General features: G+C 73.1%; 8 protein-coding genes and 4 pseudogenes. 4 read left to right on the forward strand and 8 right to left on the reverse strand.

Translation table 11 applies throughout. The features are described 5' to 3' along the window. Positions 1 to 11 precede the first annotated feature (11 nt). The 3 genes from WJ438_RS10470 to WJ438_RS10480 all read right to left on the reverse strand — a co-directional run bounded on the left by WJ438_RS10470 (position 12) and on the right by WJ438_RS10480 (position 7768). The gene (locus WJ438_RS10470; RefSeq protein ID WP_406724989.1) at positions 12 to 5033 is read right to left on the reverse strand and encodes a DNA repair ATPase; all 5022 of its coding nucleotides are present in this window, start codon (positions 5031 to 5033) and stop codon (positions 12 to 14) included. Between the two features lie 76 nt (positions 5034 to 5109). Next, a complete protein-coding gene (locus tag WJ438_RS10475; protein WP_406724990.1) occupies positions 5110 to 7155 on the reverse strand; it encodes a flotillin family protein in 2046 nt (681 codons plus the stop codon). A 223-nt stretch (positions 7156 to 7378) separates the two neighbouring features. Then, a complete protein-coding gene (locus WJ438_RS10480) occupies positions 7379 to 7768 on the reverse strand; it encodes a hypothetical protein (protein ID WP_406724991.1) in 390 nt (129 codons plus the stop codon). Between the two features lie 249 nt (positions 7769 to 8017). Between WJ438_RS10480 and WJ438_RS10485 the strand changes: the two genes are divergently transcribed. Then, positions 8018 to 9079: a PucR family transcriptional regulator gene (locus WJ438_RS10485; protein ID WP_406724992.1), complete on the forward strand. Its 1062-nt coding sequence runs from the start codon at positions 8018 to 8020 to the stop codon at positions 9077 to 9079. A 207-nt stretch (positions 9080 to 9286) separates the two neighbouring features. Here WJ438_RS10485 and WJ438_RS10490 read toward each other — a convergent pair. Beyond that, a pseudogene (locus WJ438_RS10490) lies at positions 9287 to 9683 on the reverse strand (RidA family protein). Continuing rightward, a pseudogene (locus tag WJ438_RS10495) lies at positions 9680 to 10806 on the reverse strand (acyl-CoA dehydrogenase family protein). Before WJ438_RS10495 ends, WJ438_RS10490 begins: the two co-directional pseudogenes overlap by 4 nt. 136 nt (positions 10807 to 10942) lie before the next feature. Here WJ438_RS10495 and WJ438_RS10500 point away from each other — a divergent pair. Next, positions 10943 to 12598, forward strand: coding sequence for an AMP-binding protein (locus tag WJ438_RS10500; protein ID WP_406724993.1), 1656 nt, complete (start codon positions 10943 to 10945; stop codon positions 12596 to 12598). Positions 12599 to 12638: 40 nt separating this feature from the next. Next, on the forward strand, positions 12639 to 13460 hold the full coding sequence (locus WJ438_RS10505; RefSeq protein ID WP_406724994.1) for a PaaX family transcriptional regulator C-terminal domain-containing protein: 822 nt from the start codon (positions 12639 to 12641) through the stop codon (positions 13458 to 13460). A 22-nt stretch (positions 13461 to 13482) separates the two neighbouring features. Here WJ438_RS10505 and WJ438_RS10510 read toward each other — a convergent pair whose 3' ends face one another. Together WJ438_RS10510 and WJ438_RS10515 are read right to left on the reverse strand one after the other, a co-directional pair. Next, positions 13483 to 15804, reverse strand: coding sequence for a bifunctional salicylyl-CoA 5-hydroxylase/oxidoreductase (locus WJ438_RS10510; RefSeq protein WP_406724995.1), 2322 nt, complete (start codon positions 15802 to 15804; stop codon positions 13483 to 13485). After that, a pseudogene (locus WJ438_RS10515) lies at positions 15789 to 16615 on the reverse strand (enoyl-CoA hydratase family protein). Before WJ438_RS10515 ends, WJ438_RS10510 begins: the two are co-directional and overlap by 16 nt. A 224-nt stretch (positions 16616 to 16839) precedes the next feature. On the opposite strand from WJ438_RS10515, the gene WJ438_RS10520 reads away from it, so the two are divergent. Continuing rightward, positions 16840 to 17274: an ATP-binding protein gene (locus tag WJ438_RS10520; protein WP_406724996.1), complete on the forward strand. Its 435-nt coding sequence runs from the start codon at positions 16840 to 16842 to the stop codon at positions 17272 to 17274. A gap of 29 nt (positions 17275 to 17303) precedes the next feature. On the opposite strand, the pseudogene argF reads toward WJ438_RS10520, so the two are convergent. Then, positions 17304 to 18310: pseudogene (argF, locus tag WJ438_RS10525) on the reverse strand (ornithine carbamoyltransferase). Positions 18311 to 18367 lie beyond the last annotated feature (57 nt).

An 18367-nucleotide genomic window follows, 5' to 3' on the forward strand; every position in this document is an offset into this window, starting at 1 on the left:
CACGACGCCCCTCACCCGACCGCCTCACCTTCTGGCCCACCTTCCCCTTGAGCCCTTGCGGCCCCCTTCGGCTGCCCCACCCGGCGGATCACCGGGTTGGCCATGCGCCGGCGGGGGTCGGTGGCGCGGGTGATGGCCGACTCGACGGCGGCGATGCGGTCGCCGAGGAGGGCGAGGGCGGCGACCGCGCGGGTGAGGGCGTCGTCGTCGGGGCCGCCGAGGGTGCGGGTGCGGAGGTGGGCGGCCTTCACCTCGGCCCAGCGGTCGGCCTGCGCGGCGGTGAGCGTGCCGCGCAGTTCGGCGAGTTTGAGCAGGCTCGCCTCCGCGCCGGTGGTGAGGGTCTGTGCCTCGGCCGTGTAGTGGTCGTCGATGACGGCGCTGAGTTCGGCGTCGTTCATGACCGGCTGGATCCGCTGGGCGATCTTGTTCATGTTGCGGTAGGAGCCCTGGAGGCGGAACGGCGGCTCGGTGCGGGCGTCGTCGGACTGGGCGGCGGAGGTGATGTAGGCCGCGTTGACGGCCAGGACCGTCCGGCGGGCGGTGAGCAGATGGCGCAGTACGGCCAGGACGCGGTCCAGTTCGGTGGGGGCGTAGGGATGGGTGAGCCGGTCGGCGTGGGCCGTGGGGTCGCCGTCGGCGAGGCGGATCAGCAGGTCGAGGTCGGCGCGGTCGCGCCCGGCCAGCGGTGCGAGCACCGGGTTGGCGGTGAGGGCGTTCTCCACGAAGCTGACCGCGAAGGCGTCGTCCTTGCCGGTGAGGACGTCGCCGAGGTTCCACACGTCGGCGCGGTTGGCCAACATGTCGGGCACCCGGAAGAGTTCGCCGGACTCGGTGTACGGGTTGCCGGCCATGCAGACGGCGAACCGCTTGCCCCGCAGGTCATAGGTGCGCGGCTCGCCCTCCCACACGCCCTCCACCCGGCGGGTGGCGTCGCAGAGCGGGATGAACTTCTGGAGCAGTTCGGGCGAGGTGTGCTGGATGTCGTCGAGGTGGAGGAGGGTGTTGTTGCCGGCGGCCAACGCGAAGTTGATCTTCTCGATCTCCTGGCGGGCGGTGGCGTTCGGTGCCTCGGCCGGGTCGAGGGAGGTGACCGTGTGGCCGAGCGCGGGGCCGCTGATCTTCACCAGGACGAGGCCGAGCCGGTCGGCGACGTATTCCATGAGGGTGGTCTTGCCGTAGCCGGGCGGGGAGAGCAGCAGCAGCAGTCCGCCGGTGCCGGTGCGTGCGGATTCGCCGGTGGTGCCGAGCTGTTTGGCGAGGCTGTCCCCGACGAGGGGGAGGTAGACCTCGTCGACCAGGCGGTTGCGGACGAAGGTCGACATCACGCGGGGGCGGTGGTCGTCCAGGCGCAGCCGGGTGCGTTCGGCGTTCACCAGGGCGGTGCGGCGGCGCTGGAAGGCGCGGAAGGCGGGGGTGTCGTGCTCCCGGAACTCCTCGGTGCGGGCGAGGAATTCGTCCAGGCGGAGGGTGAGGCGCCGGTCGGTGATCCGGGGGTGGGTGCCGAGCAGGCCCTCCACGGTGGTGGTCAGGGGCGCGTCGGACTCGTGGCGGGCCTGGTCCGGGCAGAGTTCGGCGGCGACGGCCTCGGCGAGGTCGCCGGGGGTGAGGTGGGTGCCGGTGGCGGCGGCGTACGCGGACAGCCAGGCCTCGACGAGCTGGCGGCGGGCGGTGAGGTCGGCGAGGGCGGGCAGGTCCTCGTCGTAGGCCTCGGTCGCGACGGTGCGGCGGAACTTGTCGAGCAGGGTGCGGGCCTGCGCGCTGATGACGAATCCGTCGGGTCCGGTGGTGAGTTCGTCGAAGAGGTAGGCGGCGCAGGCTTGTGGGCGGGCGGTCGCTTCGGGGTACCGGTCGGCGATCGTGCGGGCGAGTTCGGCGTGCAGTGCGGCGAGTGCCGGGGGCGGGCCGAAGGCGTCGCGGACGCGGGCGAGGGAGCGGGCCCGGCGGGTGAGGTCGGCGCGCTCCTCGGCGGTGGTGCCGTGCGTCCAGTACAGCAGGGCGAGGGCGCGGGCGGCGGGCTCGTGGCGCAGGACTCCGGCTCCGTCGTGCAGGCGCAGGACGGCGGTGAGGATCGTGGTGGCGTCGTGGTCGTGGACGCCGCGCTCGTATCCCTCGTCGTAGGCCTCCTCGGCGGCCCGGCGCACCAGGGCGTCGAGGTCGTCGGCGTCGTTCAGGGCGTGGGGGCCGTGCTCGTGCAGGAGGCGGGCGGCGAGGTGTTCGGCGCGGTAGACCTCGGGCGACTCGGACGGCAGGTGCCGGTCCCAGTAGCGGCGGTCGCCGGTGAGGGCGGGGTCGGTGACGGGGCCGCGGTAGTCGGTGCCGGTGAGGGCGAAGGCGAGGCCGTCGCCGTGCGGGACGACGGTGAGGTCGAGGGGCTGGGTGGTGACGGCGAAGCGGTGGCCGCCGAGGCGGAGGGCGCGGCCGCCGTCGGCGTAGAGGTCGGTGCGGTCGCGCAGGGCGCGGGCGGCTTCCTGCCGGGCGGACCTGAGTCGTCCGTCGAGTTCCTCGGCCCGGACGCGGTCGCCGAGTTCGCGCAGTTCGTCGGCGGTGCGGCGGACCTTGGCGACCAGCGGGTCGGAGGCGAAGTAGGTGCTCACCTCGTCGGTGTCGGCGAGGGTGGCGGAACGGCGGGCGATCGTCGCGAGGACGCGGTCGGCGGCGGACGCGAGGTGTTCGGCGCGGCGGGCGCGGGCGTCGGTGAGGCTCTGCTTGCGGGCGGCGAACGCCTCGTAGATCTCGGTGCGTTGGTCGGCGAGTTCGCCGAGACCCTCGTCGAACTCCGCGAAGCGGGACTCCAGGGTTTCCAACTGAGCGAGTACCCGGGTCAGTTGTTCGTCGCAGGACTCGGGGTCGGTCGCGGCGGCGAGGGCACCGGTGACCGTCTGGCCGAGCAGGGCGATCTCGGCGGCGAATCCGGCGCGTGCCTCCCGGTCGCGCAGGCCGCGCCGGCGGGCGTCGAGGGTGGCGCGGGCGCGGTTGACGCCGCCGAGGGCCTCGGCGACGCGTTCCAGTACGGCGGTGCGGACGGTCGCGTCGCCGAGGTCGAGGCCGGCGACGACCTCGGTCACCGTCCGCAGTCCGTCGGCGAGTTCGTCCAGGCGGGCGGCGACCGGGGTCGCCTCGGCGGTGGTGCCGATCGCCTCCGCGTCGGCAACGAGCCGTTCGACGTCGGCGTGGTGGGCGGCGAAGGCGTCCTCGCGGGCGAGACGGGTGACCGCGCGCTGTCCGAAGGAGGTGAGATCGTGCCCGGCCTCGGCGGCGAGTTCGTCGATGCGGGCGTGGTCGGCGTACCGCATCTCCTTCAGGGTCAGCAGATGGCCCTGGGCGTGGCGGAGTTCGGTGAGTCCGGCGACCCAGGCGGCGGCCTCGCGGGGCTGCTCGCCGCGCAGCCGGCGTACCACGGAGGTGATGCGGCCGGCCGCCTCGTCGAGCGCTTCGGCGGCCCGGCGGGAGAGGTCGCGCACGGTCTCGAACTCGGCCAGGACCTGTTCGGCGGTGCCGCGCACCTGCTCCAACGGGGCGCGCAAGTCGCCGAGTTCGGGCTCGCCCAGCCAGTGGTGGGCGTCCGCGGTGCGGACGCAGGCGGCGACCAGGGCCTCGTACACCTCGGTCGTCGGGGTGGTCTCGGTGACGGAGCGGGCCAGGGACAGGCAGTCGGAGACGCCGCGTACGAGGTCGGCGTTGCCGACCCGGTCCAGGGGGCCGTCGCCGACGGGTTGGGCGGCGGCGTGGGTGTCGGAGACGTAGGGCGAGTGCCACAGCTGGAGTGGGTGGACGCGGGCCGGTTCGTCGCCGTCGGGCCGCAGCAGGGTGAGCGCGCCGTCGTCGAACAGGGCCCAGCCGTGGCAGGTCAGCGGGGTGGCGACCTCCTCGCGGATCACGTTGTACGACAGCAGCAGGGCGCGGCCGCGGCCGGGTGCGTGGAAGGCGTACAGCACGTCCTCGCCGTTGGGTGAGCGCACCTCACGCTCGAACTCCATGCCGCTCGTGTCGAGTTCGTACGTCTTGTGGGGGCCGGCGGCCAGGCAGTAGCCGCCGGGGAACACGATGCCCTGGTCCTCGGGCAGGCGACGGCAGCCCTGTCCGACGCCGTCGAGGCGGACGACGGTCCGGGTGAGGGTGTTGAAGACGAGATGGCGGTGCGCGGTCTCCTTGTAGGGGAGGACGCGCAGCAGGATCAGGGCGCCGGCGCGGGCGTACGCGATCTCCGCGTCGGCGAGGGACTGGAGCGGCTCCTCGACCGGTTCGGTGTGGATGCCGTCGGGGGTTTCGGTGTCGCTCTCCGCCTTGACGGTGAGCGTGCCGCCGAGGGTGTCGACGAAGACCTCGCCCTGGACGGAGACGTGCGGGTGCCGGCCGAGGACGTGGTCCTCGCGGGTGGTGCGGATCCATTCGATGTCCGGGACCGGGGTGCGCGCGTGGTCGCGGTCGCCGCGCGCGTCGAGGAAGGAGGCCCGGCCGTCCTCGGTCACCGACCAGCGCAGGACGCGGATGTCGCCGGCCTTCTCGCCGGTCTGGAAGACGGCGAGCAGTTTCCCGTCGACGCGGCGCAGCCGCAGCAGGCGTGCCTGGCGGTAGTAGCGGTGCAGGGCGGCGAACTCCCGCACGAAGGCGGGGTCGTCGAGGAGTCCGGGCACGGCGTCGTCGGGCAGCCGGCCCAGGTCGCGGTCGTGGGCGGCGAGGACGTCACCGACGGCGGTGTCCGCGTCCGGGCGGGGCTGGGCGCCGTAACCGAAGAGGAGCACGTCGCCCACGGCGACGATGTCGCGGGGCACGCTCGTGCGGTCGGTGCGCAGCCGTTCGGTGCCGGTGAGGCGCAGTTCCGTGGAGCCGAACGCCTCGATCCTCAGCCGGTTCAACGCTTCGGTGCGGCGGGCGAGTTCGGTGGCCTGCGCGGACAGCCGGTCGCGCAGCACCTGGTAGGTGCCGCCGTCGACCGACTCGTGGCGGCCTGCGCCGGCGCCGGGGCCGGGACCGCTGTCGCCGGCCGGGGCGTGGGCGCGGGTGTCGGGCGTCTCGTGGATGCCGGTGCTCATGGCTGCCTCTCGGGAGGGAGCGGTCGGGAGCCGCCGTCCCCTGTGCGGCGGCTCCCGAGGGGGGTGGTCGGGCGCGTCAGGCCCTCGCGTGGCCGTTCAGCGCGGCCAGCGGGGTGTCCGCAAGTCCCAACTCCCCAGCTTTTTCGATCAGTTGCTGAAGCTGTCCGGTGTTCTCGCCGCCCGCCTTCATCAGCTGCATCAGCAGCGCGGACACCGTCAGGTGCTGCACGTCGGCGCTCGACACGGAGCCCAGCATCCGGCTCAGGTCGTCGGTGAAGTTCGCCGTGCCGTCCAGCCAGGGCCCGGCGAGGGCCTGGGCGGTCTCGGAGTGCTGGACGAACCCGTCGACGCTCTTGCCGAGGGCGATCGACGACATCAGCCGGTCGAAGAACACGGACTCCCCGCCGACGATGTTGATGTCGGCGTTCTCCAGGCCGGTCGCGAGGACCGTGGCCTGCGCCTCGGCGACCTGCCGCTGCACCTCGAGGCCGGCGAGCCGTACGTCCTTCTCCGCCTCCAGCCGCAGCCGGTACTCCTCGTGACCGCGGGACGCCTCGTCCAGCGCGGCCATCGCCGCCGCCTTCTCGGTGAGGCCGGCCGCCTCCGCCCTGAGCTTCCCGCTGATGGCCTCCGCGTCCGCGAGCGCCTTGGCCCGCGCGCCCTCGGCCTCGGCACGCATCCGGGCCCCGGCCGCCTCGGCCTCGGCACGGCCGGCCTTCTCGATGACCTCGGCCTCCTTGTCGCGGACCTGCACGGCGGCGAGCCCCTCGGCGGCGGCCTCCGCCTGGATGCCCTCGGCCATCCGCAGCTTCGCCTGCGCGTCCAGGTCGGCGGTCTTCAACCGGGCTTCGGCCAGGGTCAGTTCCTCGGCGGCGCGGTGCGTGGCGGACTGCTCGGCGGCCTCGGCGGCCTTGATGTCCTTGACCAGCTTCTCCTGCGCCTCGGCCTCGGCCGCGATGATCACGGCCTGCCGATGCCGCTCCGCCTCCTCCACGGCCCGCAGCTTCAGAATCGACTCCTCCTGCTCGGCGACCGTACGGTCCACCGCGACCCGCTCCCGGACGACCTCGGCGATCTCCCGCTTCTGGGCCTCGACCTCCTTGTCGGCGGCGATCCGGGTCAGCTCGGTCTCCCGCTCGCGGGCGATGACCTCCAGCATCCGGTCCTTCTCGATGCGCTCGCTCTCCACGGCGATGACCCGCTCGCGGTTCTTGGCGGCGACGGCAACCTCGCGGGCCTGGTTCTCGCGCTGCACGCCGAGCTGTTCCTCGGTGCGCAGGAAGGCGCTCTGCGCGCGCAGCCGCTCCTCCTCCACCACCCGCGCCGTCTCTGCCTCCTCACGGGCCCGTACGGTCTCGATCTCCCGGCGCTGCTTGATCTCGGCGTCGGTCTGGCGGCGCTCCAGCTCCAGGATCGCCTCCCGCGCGTCGACGTTCTGCCGGGTGATCTCCTTCTCCTCGCCGCGCTGGGCCTCGTTGGTGCGGACGTGCTCGATGGCCGTCAGCTCGGTGATCTTGCGGATGCCCTGCGCGTTGAGCACGTTGCCCGGGTCCAGCTGGGACAACGGCGTCTGCTCCAGGTAGTCGATCGCCGCGTCCTCGAGGTGGTAGCCGTTCAGGTCGACACCGATGACCTCGATGATCCGGTACCGCAGTTCCTCACGCTTGGTGTAGAGGTCGGTGAAGTCCAGCTGCTTGCCGACGGTCTTCAGCGCCTCGGAGAACTTCGCGTGGAACAGCTCCTGCAGGGTGTTGCGGTCGCTGGCCCGCGCCGTGCCGACCGCCTGCGCGACCTTGATGACGTCCTGCACGGTCTTGTTGACCTTGACGAAGAACGTGATGCGGATGTCGGCGCGGATGTTGTCCTGGCAGATCAGGCCTTCCTTGCCGGCCCGGGTGATCTCGATGGTCTTCACCGAGATGTCCATCACCTCGGCCTTGTGCAGCACCGGCAGCACGACCTGCCCGGTGAAGGTCACGTCGACCTTGCGCATCTTGGAGACGATGAGCGCCTTGCCCTGCTCCACCTTGCGGAACAGCTTGGTCATGATGAACAGGGCGGCGATGACGAGGATCAGGCAGACGCCGACGAGCACGGCGACGCCCACGGTGGCAGTATCCATGGGACACGTCCTTCAGGGCTTTGTGACGGACAGAAGTGACAGGTCGACGCCGGGCGTCGAGGAGTGGAGCGGGCGGAGCCTCCCGGTGCGGCTCGGCCCGTACGGCTCGGACGGCTCGTACGGCGTGGTCGCGCGGCACGCTCGGCATGCGCGGGAGCCGTGGATCGGCTCCGTCACGAGACACGTGCGGCGCACCGCCCCGGTTCCCTCCGAGCCCGCGGGACTACCGGGACGGCTCGGGTTCGTCAGGGAGGAGGCGGTGCAACGGGCGCACGAAGAAGCGGGTCAGCCGCCAGGCGGCGAGCAGCGCGCCGCACACGACCGGCAGGCGCAGCGATCCCGCGGCGGACCCGTCGGGGACGTGGACGGCCAGCAGCACGGTCGCGCCCGTGGCCAGCAGCCAGGTGAACAGGGCCAGCAGGGAGAGCGCGAGAGCGACCGGCACCCCGCCCATCCCCCAGGCGTCGAGATCCGCGTCCGAGTCGAAGGCGTGGGGAGTGGCGGCACCCACGACCACCAGCAGCCAGAAGCAGGCCGCCACGACGAGGGCGGCGGTGAGCAGGTACGGGAACACCGGGGCCAGGCCCGTGGCGGCCTCTGCGATCATGTACATGCCCATCCCCCCTTCCCGCTCGCGGCTCGTGCCGACGGCAGCACCGGTCCCCTCGGGTTCGGTGCCCGGCGCCTGCCGATGCCGGGCACCGGAACCATCCGTGGTGCTCCCCGCGGACCATGTTGCCCGCTCCGGTTCCGTCCGCGCATTGCCGGAACTCGGCAATGTTCACTAGGGTCTTCATGCCGGGTAGGGCATCAACGACGCATCAAGACGGCGTCAAGGACGCGTCAAAATCGAAGGGGCGATGTGGCAGAGCGGGAGATTCCGGAGGATTATCTCGAAGGTTATGCCCAGATCCTGGAGGAGGTCGCGGCCACCGGTCGGCGCCTCACCCGGGACGAGCTGGCCTCCCGGAAAGCGCTGGGGGAGCGCGCCGCGGAGGCGGGCTTCGGACTGCGCGCCCTGGTGCGCACCCACCTGATCGCCGCACGCGACGCCTGGCCGCGCGGCCACACCGACTCGGCCGAGGAGGCGCTCTTGGCCGTCCAGCAGGCCGTGGACGCCTTCGCCGAGGGCTACGAGCGGGCGCAGCGGCTTGCGGTCCGCCGGGAAGAGGCGGCCCGGCGGGAGTTCATCGATGATCTGCTCCACGGGCGCAGCGACCTGGGCCGGCTCGCCGAACGCGCCGACCGCTTCGGCCTGCGGCTGTCCCAGGCCCACGCCGTCGCCGTCGCCCGGGGCCCCGCCCCCTACGACGAGGGGGACGCCGTGCCGCGGCAGGTGGAGCAGGCCCTCGTCGCCCGGTTCGGTGACCGCAGCATCCTGCTCACCACCAAGGACGGGCGGCTGCTGTGCGTCGCGCCGGGTCACCACGGCGAGGTGCTCACCCACTTCGCCAAGCAGGCGCACGCCGCCACCGACGGCGGCCAGGTCGCCATCGGCCGCCCGCGGCCCGGGCCCGGCGGTGTCGTCCACTCGTACGAAGAGGCCCTGCGCACCCTGGAGATAGCCGAGCGGCTGGGGCTCGACGACCCGTTGCTGCGCGCCGCCGATCTGCTCGTCTACCCCGTCCTGTCCCGCGACCGCCAGGCGATGGCCGATCTGGTCCGCAACACCCTCGGTCCGCTCACCACGGCCCGGGGCGGTGCGGAGCCCCTCCTCGACACGCTCACCGCGTACTTCGACTCCGGCTGTGTCGCGGCGGAGGCGGCCCGCCGGCTCTCCCTGAGTGTGCGGGCGCTGACGTACCGGCTGGAGCGCATCCACAAACTCACCGGCGCCAACCCGTCGGACCCGGCGCACCGCTACATGCTCCAGACGGCGGTCATCGGCGCCCGCCTGCTGGCCTGGCCGGCCAACGAAATTTGATCCCGCGGAGTTCACCACGCGTCCCGGTTGCCGGGCGTGCGGGCCCGCTCGCCTCAGGCGGGGGCAGGATCTCCCGGCGGATGCCGTCGCGGCCCCTCGCCGTGAGGCGGGGCGCCTCGGCGCCCCAGTGCGCGGCCAGGCTCTCCAGGGCACCGGTCAGGGTCCGCTGCAGTCGTCGCCGGCCCAGGCGGTCAGGACGGCGGGAGGTCAGGGCAGCAGGGCGAAGCCGTCGAGTTCCACCATCGCCTGCTCGTCCCACAGGCGGGCGACCTCGACCACCGCCATCGCGGGGTAGTCGGTCCCGGCCAACCGCCGCCAGACACGGCCGAGTTCGCGGGCGTGGACGCGGTACGCGGCGACGTCGGTGGCGTAGACGGTGACGCGGGCCAGGTCGGCCGGGGTGCCGCCGGCGGCGCGCAGGGCGGCGAGGAGGTTGGCGAGGGCCCGCGTGAACTGCTCGGGCAGGGTGTCGCCGACGACCTTGCCGTCGCCGTCGAGGGCGGTCTGGCCGGCCAGGAACACCACCCTGGAGCCGGTGGCGACGACGGCGTGCGAGAAGGCCAGGCGGGCAGAGGTCGGGCGGGTTGACGCGCTCGGCGGTCATCGGTCCTCCAGGCTCTTGTACAACTCCTTGGCGATGATGTCCCGTTGGACCTCGCTGGCCCCCTCGTAGACGCGGGGGGCCCGGACCTCGCGGTAGAGGTGTTCGAGCAGGTGCCCGCGTTGCAGCGCCCGTGCGCCGTGCAGTTGGACGGCCCGGTCGACGACGTACTGCGCGGTCTCGGTGGCCAGCAGCTTGGCCATGGCGGCGCGCCGGGGAACGTCGGGGGCGCCCGCGTCGTACGCCGCGGCGGCCGCGTACACCATCAGGCGGGCCGACTCCGTGCGCAGGGCCATCTCGGCGACCTGGTGGGACACCGCCTGCAGATCGCTCAGCCGGCCGCCGAACGCCTCGCGTCCGGCGGTGTGTCCGAGGGTGGCGTCCAGGGCCGCCCGCGCCATGCCGACCGCGAACGCGCCGACGCTGGGCCGGAACAGGTTGAGGGTGCCCATGGCGACCCGGAAGCCGCGGTCGGGCTCGCCGAGCAGGTCGTCGGCCCTTACCGGTACGGCGTCGAGGGTGAGGGCTCCGACGGGGTGCGGGGAGAGCATGTCGAGGGCGGTGCCGGTGAGGCCCGGACGGTCGGCGGGCACCAGGAAGGCGGTCACGCCTCGGGCACCGGCGCCGGGGGTGGTGCGGGCGAAGACGGTGTAGAAGTCGGCCTCGGGGGCGTTGGAGATCCAGCGTTTCTCGCCGGTGAGCCGCCAGCGGCCGGGGCCGTCCGGGTCGGCGGTCAGGGAGAGCGCCGCCGCGTCCGAGCCGGCCCCGGCTCGCTGAGCGCGAACGCCGCGACCGCCGTGCCGTCCGCCACCCGGGGCAGCCAGCGGGCCCGCAGCTCTTCGGTGCCGTGGGTGTGCACGGGGTGGGCGCCCAGGCCCTGGAGCGCGAGGGCGGTCTCCGCCTCGGTGCAGCCGTGGGCCAGGGACTCGCGCATCAGGCACAGGTCGAGCGCTCCGGAGGTGAACAGGCGGGGCAGCAGGCCAAGGGTGCCGAGTTCGGCGACGAGGGGCCGGTTGACCCGGCCCGGCTCGCCCTTCTCGGCGAGCGGGCGCAGACGCTCGGCGGCCAGCGCACGCAACCGGGTGCACCAGGCGAGTTGTTCCGGTTCGAGCGAGAATGCGGTCATCGCCGGTTCCTTCCCTCCCCGCGCCCGATGAGGCCCGTCCGAGTGAGCCCCGTCAGGCTATCGCGAACCGTTGACTGCCGTCATCAACGCGATACGCTCCTGATGCGAGCCCACCACGCCAAGGGGGCGAACCCTCATGAATCCACGGGCCACCGGGCGCCCGCGCACCACCGGGCACCTCGACACCTTCGCCCGCGACCACCTCCCGCCACCCGGCCAGTGGCCCGAACTCCGCTTCGACCTGCCGGAGCTGGACTACCCCGAACGGCTGAACTGCGCCGCCGAGCTGCTGCACGGCCCGCCGGGCGACCGTCCGGCGTTCCGCACTCCCGACGGCGGCATCTGGACGTACGGCGACCTGCGCGCCCGCGTGGACCGGCTCGCGCACGTCCTCACCGGCGACCTCGGCGTCGTCCCCGGCAACCGGGTGCTGCTGCGCGGCCCCACCACGCCCTGGCTTGCCGCCTGCTGGCTGGCGGTGCTCAAGGCGGGCGCGATCGCCGTCACCGTGCTGGCCCAGCAGCGTCCGCACGAGCTGAGCACGATCTGCGAGATCGCCGACGTACGGCACGCGCTGTGCGACGCCCGGGCCGTCGACGACCTCGCCCGGGCGGAGATCCCCGGCCTGCGGATCACCACGTACGGCGGTGACGCGCCGGACGACCTGCTGAACCGCCCGGCGCCCGGCACACCGTACGAGGTCGTGGACACCACGGCGGACGACGTGGCGCTGATCGCCTTCACCTCGGGCACCACCGGCCGCCCCAAGGGCTGCATGCACTTCCACCGGGACGTGCTCGCGATCGCGGACACCTTCTCCCGGCACGTCCTGCGGCCGGAGGCGGACGACGTGTTCGCCGGCAGTCCGCCGCTCGGCTTCACCTTCGGCCTGGGCGGGCTCGTGGTCTTCCCGCTGCGGGCGGGCGCCAGCGCGCTGCTGCTCGAACAGGCCCATCCCGCACAGCTGTTGACCGCGATCGCCGAGCACCGGGTGTCGGTGCTGTTCACCGCGCCCACGGCCTACCGGGCGATGCTCGGGACCCTCAACGGGCACGGCGGACCCGACGGGCACGGCGGACCCGACATCTCGTCGCTGCGGCGCTGCGTCTCGGCGGGCGAGAACCTGCCGGCGGCGACCTGGCGGGCCTGGCACGAGCGCACCGGGCTGCGGGTCATCAACGGCATCGGCGCCACCGAACTGCTGCACATCTTCATCTCCGCCGCCGACGAAGGGATCAGACCCGGAACCACGGGAGTCCCGGTCCCCGGATGGCACGCGCGCGTGCAGGACGCCCACGGCACTCCCGTGCCCGACGGCGAGCCGGGGCTGCTCGCGGTGCGCGGCCCCGTCGGCTGCCGCTACCTCGCCGATCCGCGCCAGCGGGAGTACGTGCGCGACGGCTGGAACGTCACCGGCGACACCTACGTCCGCGAGCCCGACGGCTACTTCCGCTATGTCGCCCGCGCCGACGACATGATCATCTCGGCCGGGTACAACATCGCGGGCCCCGAGGTCGAGGACGCCCTGCTGCGCCATGCGGACGTCCTGGAGGCGGCGGTGGTCGGGCGGCCCGACGAGACGCGCGGCCAGGTCGTGGTGGCGTACACGGTCCTCAAGGAGGGCGCCGAGCGGGACGCCGAGGCCCTGCGCGCCTTCGTGAAGGCGGAGCTCGCGCCGTACAAGTGCCCGCGCGAGATCGTCTTCCTGGACGCGCTGCCGCGCACCGCGACCGGCAAACTCCAGCGGTTCCGCCTGCGCACCACCGCCGGTACGGGAGCTGACCAGGGGTGACACCGATGCCGAGGACCGGAGTGGATCAAGACGACCTAAGATGATCAACGTGTCCGACCAGTCCGCGCAGCACGCTCCGAGGTCTCTCATCGTCACGCTCTACGGCGCCTACGGCCGCTTCGTGCCGGGCCCCGTGCCCGTCGCCGAGCTGATCCGGCTGCTGGCCGCGGTCGGCGTCGACGCCCCCTCCGTGCGTTCCTCGGTGTCCCGGCTCAAGCGGCGCGGACTGCTCGTCCCGGCCCGCACCGCGCAGGGCGCGGCCGGCTACGAACTGTCCCCGGAAGCCCGCCAGTTGCTGGACGACGGCGACCGCCGCATCTACGCGACCACCGCACCCGGCGACGAGGGCTGGGTGCTCGCGGTGTTCTCGGTGCCGGAGTCCGAGCGCCAGAAGCGGCACGTCCTGCGCTCCCGCCTGTCCGGCCTCGGTTTCGGCACCGCCGCGCCCGGTGTGTGGATCGCGCCCGCGCGGCTGTACGAGGAGACCCGGCACACCCTTCAGCGGCTGCGGCTGGATGGTTACGTCGACTTCTTCCGCGGTGAGCACCTCGGTTACGCGCCCACCGCCGAGGCGGTCGCCCGCTGGTGGGACCTCGAGGGGATCGCGAAGGAGCACGAGGCGTTCCTGGAGCGCCACGCGCGCGTGCTGGACGCCTGGCGGGAGCGTGCGGACACCCCTCCCGAGGAGGCCTACCACGACTATCTCCTCGCCCTCGACTCCTGGCGCCACCTCCCCTACACCGACCCGGGTCTGCCCGCCGGCCTGCTGCCCGGGGACTGGCCGGGGACCCGGTCGGCGAGCGTCTTCCACGGCCTGCACGCACGCCTGCGGGACGCGGGGGCCGTCTTCGCCGGACTGTGACCCCCCCGGGCCGGTCGTTCTCTCAGTCCCCCAGGGTCAGCCGGGGTCTGGGGGCGTCCGTGCGGCCGGTCCGCGGGGGTCTGCGGCCGGCCCGGTAGGGCGCGGGCCAGACGACCCCCTCGCCCTCGTAGCCCTGCTCGGCCGCCGCGTGCAGGGTCCAGTGCGGGTCGTAGAGGTGGGGGCGGGCCAGCGCGCACAGGTCCGCGCGTCCGGCCAGGATCAGCGAGTTGACGTCGTCCCAGGAGGAGATCGCGCCGACGGCGATCACGGGCACGCCGACGCGGTGGCGGATGCGGTCGGCGAACGGCGTCTGGTAGGAACGGCCGAACTCCGGCTTCTCGTCGGACACGACCTGCCCGGTGGACACGTCGATCGCGTCGGCGCCGTGCGCGGCGAAGGCGCGGGCGATCGCGACGGCGTCCTCGGCCGTGGTGCCGCCGTCGGCCCAGTCGGTGGCGGAGAGGCGGACGGTCATGGGCCGCTGCTTCGGCCACACCGCGCGGACGGCGTCGAAGACCTCCAGCGGGAAGCGGAGCCGGTGTTCGAGCGGGCCGCCGTAGGCGTCGGTGCGGCGGTTGGTCAGCGGGGAGAGGAAGCCGGAGAGCAGATAGCCGTGGGCGCAGTGCAGTTCCAGCAGGTCGAATCCGGCGTGCGCGGCCCGCTCGGCCGCCGAGGTGAACTGCTCGCGGATGTCGTCGAGTCGGGCGCGGGTCAGCTCGTGCGGGGTCTGGCTGTCCGGCCGGTACGGCAGGGGGGAGGCGGCCACGAGGGGCCAGTTGCCGGTGTCCAGCGGCTCGTCCATGCCCTCCCACATCAGCTTGGTCGAGCCCTTGCGGCCGCTGTGGCCGAGTTGTACGCCGATCGCGGTGCCGGGTGCCGCCGCGTGCGCGAAGTCGGTGATCCGCCGCCATGCCGCGGCCTGACCGTCGGTGTAGAGACCGGCGCAGCCGGGCGTGATGCGCCCCTCGGCGCTCACGCACACCATCTCCGTCATGACCAGCCCGGCTCCGCCCAGCGCACGGGCGCCCAGATGGACGAGGTGGAAGTCGCCGGGGACGCCGTCGGTGGCCGAGTACATGTCCATGGGGGAGACGACGACACGGTTGCGCAGGGTCAGTTCGCGCAGCCGCAGCGGGGTGAACATCGGGGGCGTGCCGGGCGGGCAGCCGAACTCGCGCTCCACGGCCCCGGTGAAGCGGGCGTCGCGCAGGCGCAGGTTGTCGTGGGTGACGCGGCGGCTGCGGGTGAGCAGGTTGAAGGCGAACTGCCGGGGCGGCTCCGCGAGATACAGCTCCAGGTCCTCGAACCACTCCAGGCTGGCCCGTGCCGCTCGCTGGGTGGAGGTGACGACCGGCCGCCGTTCCGTCTCGTACGCGCGCAACGCGGCTTGCCGCGTGGGGTGTTCACGCAAGCAGGCGGCCAGGGCCAGGGCGTCCTCGACGGCGAGTTTGGTGCCGGAGCCGATGGAGAAGTGGGCGGTGTGGGCGGCGTCGCCGAGGAGCACGACGTTGCCGTGCGACCAGCGGTCGTTGACGACCGTGCGGAAGGCCGTCCACGTCGACCTGTGGGAGCGCAGCGGGCGGCCGCCGAGCGCGTCGGCGAAGATCTTGGCACAGCGCTCGATCGACTGCGCCTCGTCGAGTTCGCCGAACCCGGCGGCCCGCCACACCTCCTCGCGCATCTCGACGATCACCGTGGACGCGTAGGCGGAGAAGGGGTAGCCGTGCAGTTGCATCACGCCGTGCGGGGTCTCGGCGATCTCGAAGCGGAAGGCGTCGAAGGCGAAGTCCGCGGCCAGCCAGATGTAGCGGCAGCGGTGCTCGGTGATCCGGGGCCGGAAGACGTCCGCGAAGGCGGCGCGGGTGCCGCTGTGCACTCCGTCGGAGGCCACCACCAGGTCGTACGCCCGGGCCAGGTGTGCGGGGTCCGGCGCCTCGGCGCGAAAGCGCAGGTCGACGCCGAGGGAGCGGCAGCGTTCGTGCAGGATCTCCAGCAGCCTGCGCCGGCCGAGGGCGGCGAAGCCGTGGCCGCCGGAGGTGTGGCGTACACCGCGGTGGACGATGTCGATGTCGTCCCAGCGGACGAAGTCCGCCCGGAGCGCCGCGTGGACCACCGGATCGGCGTGCTCGATGCCGCCGAGGGTCTCGTCGGACAGGACGACGCCGAAGCCGAAGGTGTCGTCGGGGGCGTTGCGCTCCCAGACGGTGACCTCGCGCGCGGGGTCGAGGCGTTTGAGCAGCGCCGCCGCGTACAGGCCGCCGGGCCCGCCACCGACCACCGCGACCTTCCCGGCACCGGTGTCCTTCACGGCTCCGATGTCCCTCACGGCTACCGCCCCCGCCATTTCGGGGGCGCTTCTCGGTGAAGGCCGCGTGGAACTCGGCGTAGTCCTCGCCGTTCATGAGCAGGGCCTGGGTGGCGGCGTCCAGCTCGACGGCGGCGGCCAGCGGCATGTCCAGTTCGGCCGTGAGCAGCGCCTTGGTCTGGGCGTACGCCAGCGCCGGGCCGTCGGCCAGCCGGCGGGCGAGGGCCCGGGCCGCGGTGCCGGCACTGCCCTCGTCGGTGAGTTCGCTGATCAGGCCGATCCGCTCGGCCTCGGGCGCCCGTACCGGTTCGCCGAGCATGAGCAGCCGGGTCGCGTGGCCGAGGCCGACCACCCGGGGCAGCAGATACGCGGCGCCCATGTCGCCGCCGGACAGGCCGACCCGGGTGAAGAGGAAGGCGAAGCGGGCGGTGGGGTCGGCGACCCGGAAGTCCGCGGCCAGGGCGAGGACGGCACCCGCTCCGGCCGCGACGCCGTGCACCGCGGCGATCACCGGGAACGGGCACTCCCGGATCGCCCGTACGGTCTGCCCGGTCATCCGGTTGAAGTCGAGGAGCTGGGCGGTGTCCATGCCGAGGGTCGCACCGATGATCTCGTCGACGTCACCCCCGGAGCAGAAGCCGCGCCCCTCCCCGGCCAGCACCAGGGCCCGCACCGCCCGCTCCCGGGACAGCTCGGCGAGCAGGTCGCGCAGGTCGGCGTAGGCGCCGAAGGTGAGCGCGTTGAGCTTGTCGGGACGGGCGAGGGTGACGGTGGCGACGCCGTCGGCGAGGTCGACGCGCAGATGCTCCCAGCGGGGGGTGCGGGCGGCGGAGCCGGTGAAGGGACTCATGAGGGCGGCCTCCTCGGGCGGGCGCGCCGCACGGTGTCGCACTGCGGCTGCTGCACGGCTCACTTCACTGAGCACTACCCCGCGAAGCTGTCATCCATTCGTGACTGCCGTCATGAGTACGCGATAGATGTACCCGGGTGCCCCTGAAAGGATCCGGTCGGGGCCCCGTACGATTGAGTGATTGAAAGCAGGACCGCCCGCCTGCTCTCCCTGAACGGATCCACGTGCACGAATCCCTGACCTCCCCCTCCTGGCGCGTCGCGCTGCCGCACACCACCGCGGCCGTGCCCGTCGCCCGTGCGCTGGTCCGTACGGCGCTGGCCGAACGGCAGCACGCCGCGGACAGCGACACGGCGGAGCTGCTCACCGCCGAGCTGGTGGCCAACGCGGTGGAGCACACCTCGGGGAGCACGCCGATCGAGCTGGTGGTGGAACTGCTGCCGACCGGCTGCCAGGTCGAGGTGCACGACGCCGACCCGGCACCGCCCGGTGACCTGACCCGTCCCACTCCCGGCGCGCCGGACCCCTGGCAGGAGCACGGGCGCGGGCTTCTGCTGATCCGCGCCCTGAGCTCGTCGTGCGGTCACCGCCCGACCGAGTCCGGCAAGGCGGTGTGGTTCCGGCTGGCAGTGGTACCGCGACAGCGGCGGCCCGCCTGAACCAGCGCCGACGCCGGCCCGCCCGCACCTCAGGCCAGGGTCGCCACCAGGACCGCCTTGATCGTGTGCATCCGGTTCTCCGCCTCGTCGAAGACGACCGAGTGGTCCGACTCGAACACCTCGTCGGTCACCTCCAGCGACTCCAGACCGTGCTTCTCGTACACCTCGCGCCCGACCAGGGTGCCCAGGTCGTGGAAGGCCGGCAGGCAGTGCAGGAAGCGGACGCCGGGGTTGCCGGTGGCGCGCAGGACGTCCATGGTCACCGCGTACGGCGCGAGGGCGGCGATCCGCTCGTCCCAGACCTCCTGGGGCTCCCCCATGGAGACCCAGACGTCGGTGGCGACGAAGTCGGCCCCCGCGACCCCCTCGGCGATCTCCTCGGTGAGCGTGATGCGGGCCCCGCTGGACTCCGCGAGCGCCCGCGCCCGGTCGACGACCTCCTGGGCGGGCCAGTACGTCTTCGGGGCGACGATCCGCACGTCCATGCCCAGCAGGGCCGCGGTGACGAGGTAGGAGTTGCCCATGTTGAAGCGGGCGTCACCGAGGTAGGCGAAGGCGATCTCGGTGACCGGCTTGCCGCTGTGCTCGGTCATGGTGAGCACGTCGGCGAGCATCTGGGTGGGGTGCCAGTCGTCGGTCAGGCCGTTGTAGACGGGCACGCCCGCGTGCTCGGCGAGGGTCTCGACGGTCGACTGGGAGTCCCCCGGAACTCGATCGCGTCGAACATCCGGCCGAGCACCCGCGCGGTGTCCTTCGCGGACTCCTTCTTCCCGATGTGCGAGCCGCTCGGGTCGATGTACGTCGTGGCGGCGCCCTGGTCGGCGGCGGCCACCTCGAAGGCGCAGCGGGTCCGCGTCGAGGGCTTCTCGAAGATCAGCGCGATGTTCCTGCCCCGGAGGTGCCGGGTCTCGGTCCCGGCCTTCTTGGCGGCCTTCAGCTCCGCGGCCAGGTCGAGCAGGCCGAGGAACTCCTGCGCGGTGAAGTCCACCTCCTTGAGGAAGTGGCGGCCGGCGAGGGCGGTCGGGACTGTCGCCATGGGGGCGCTCCAGAGGTGCAGGTACAGAGGACACCTGGAACTCTATACGAATCTCAG

The sequence above is a fragment of the Streptomyces sp. GD-15H genome, from assembly GCF_045291515.1.
In the GTDB taxonomy this organism is placed as follows: domain Bacteria; phylum Actinomycetota; class Actinomycetes; order Streptomycetales; family Streptomycetaceae; genus Streptomyces.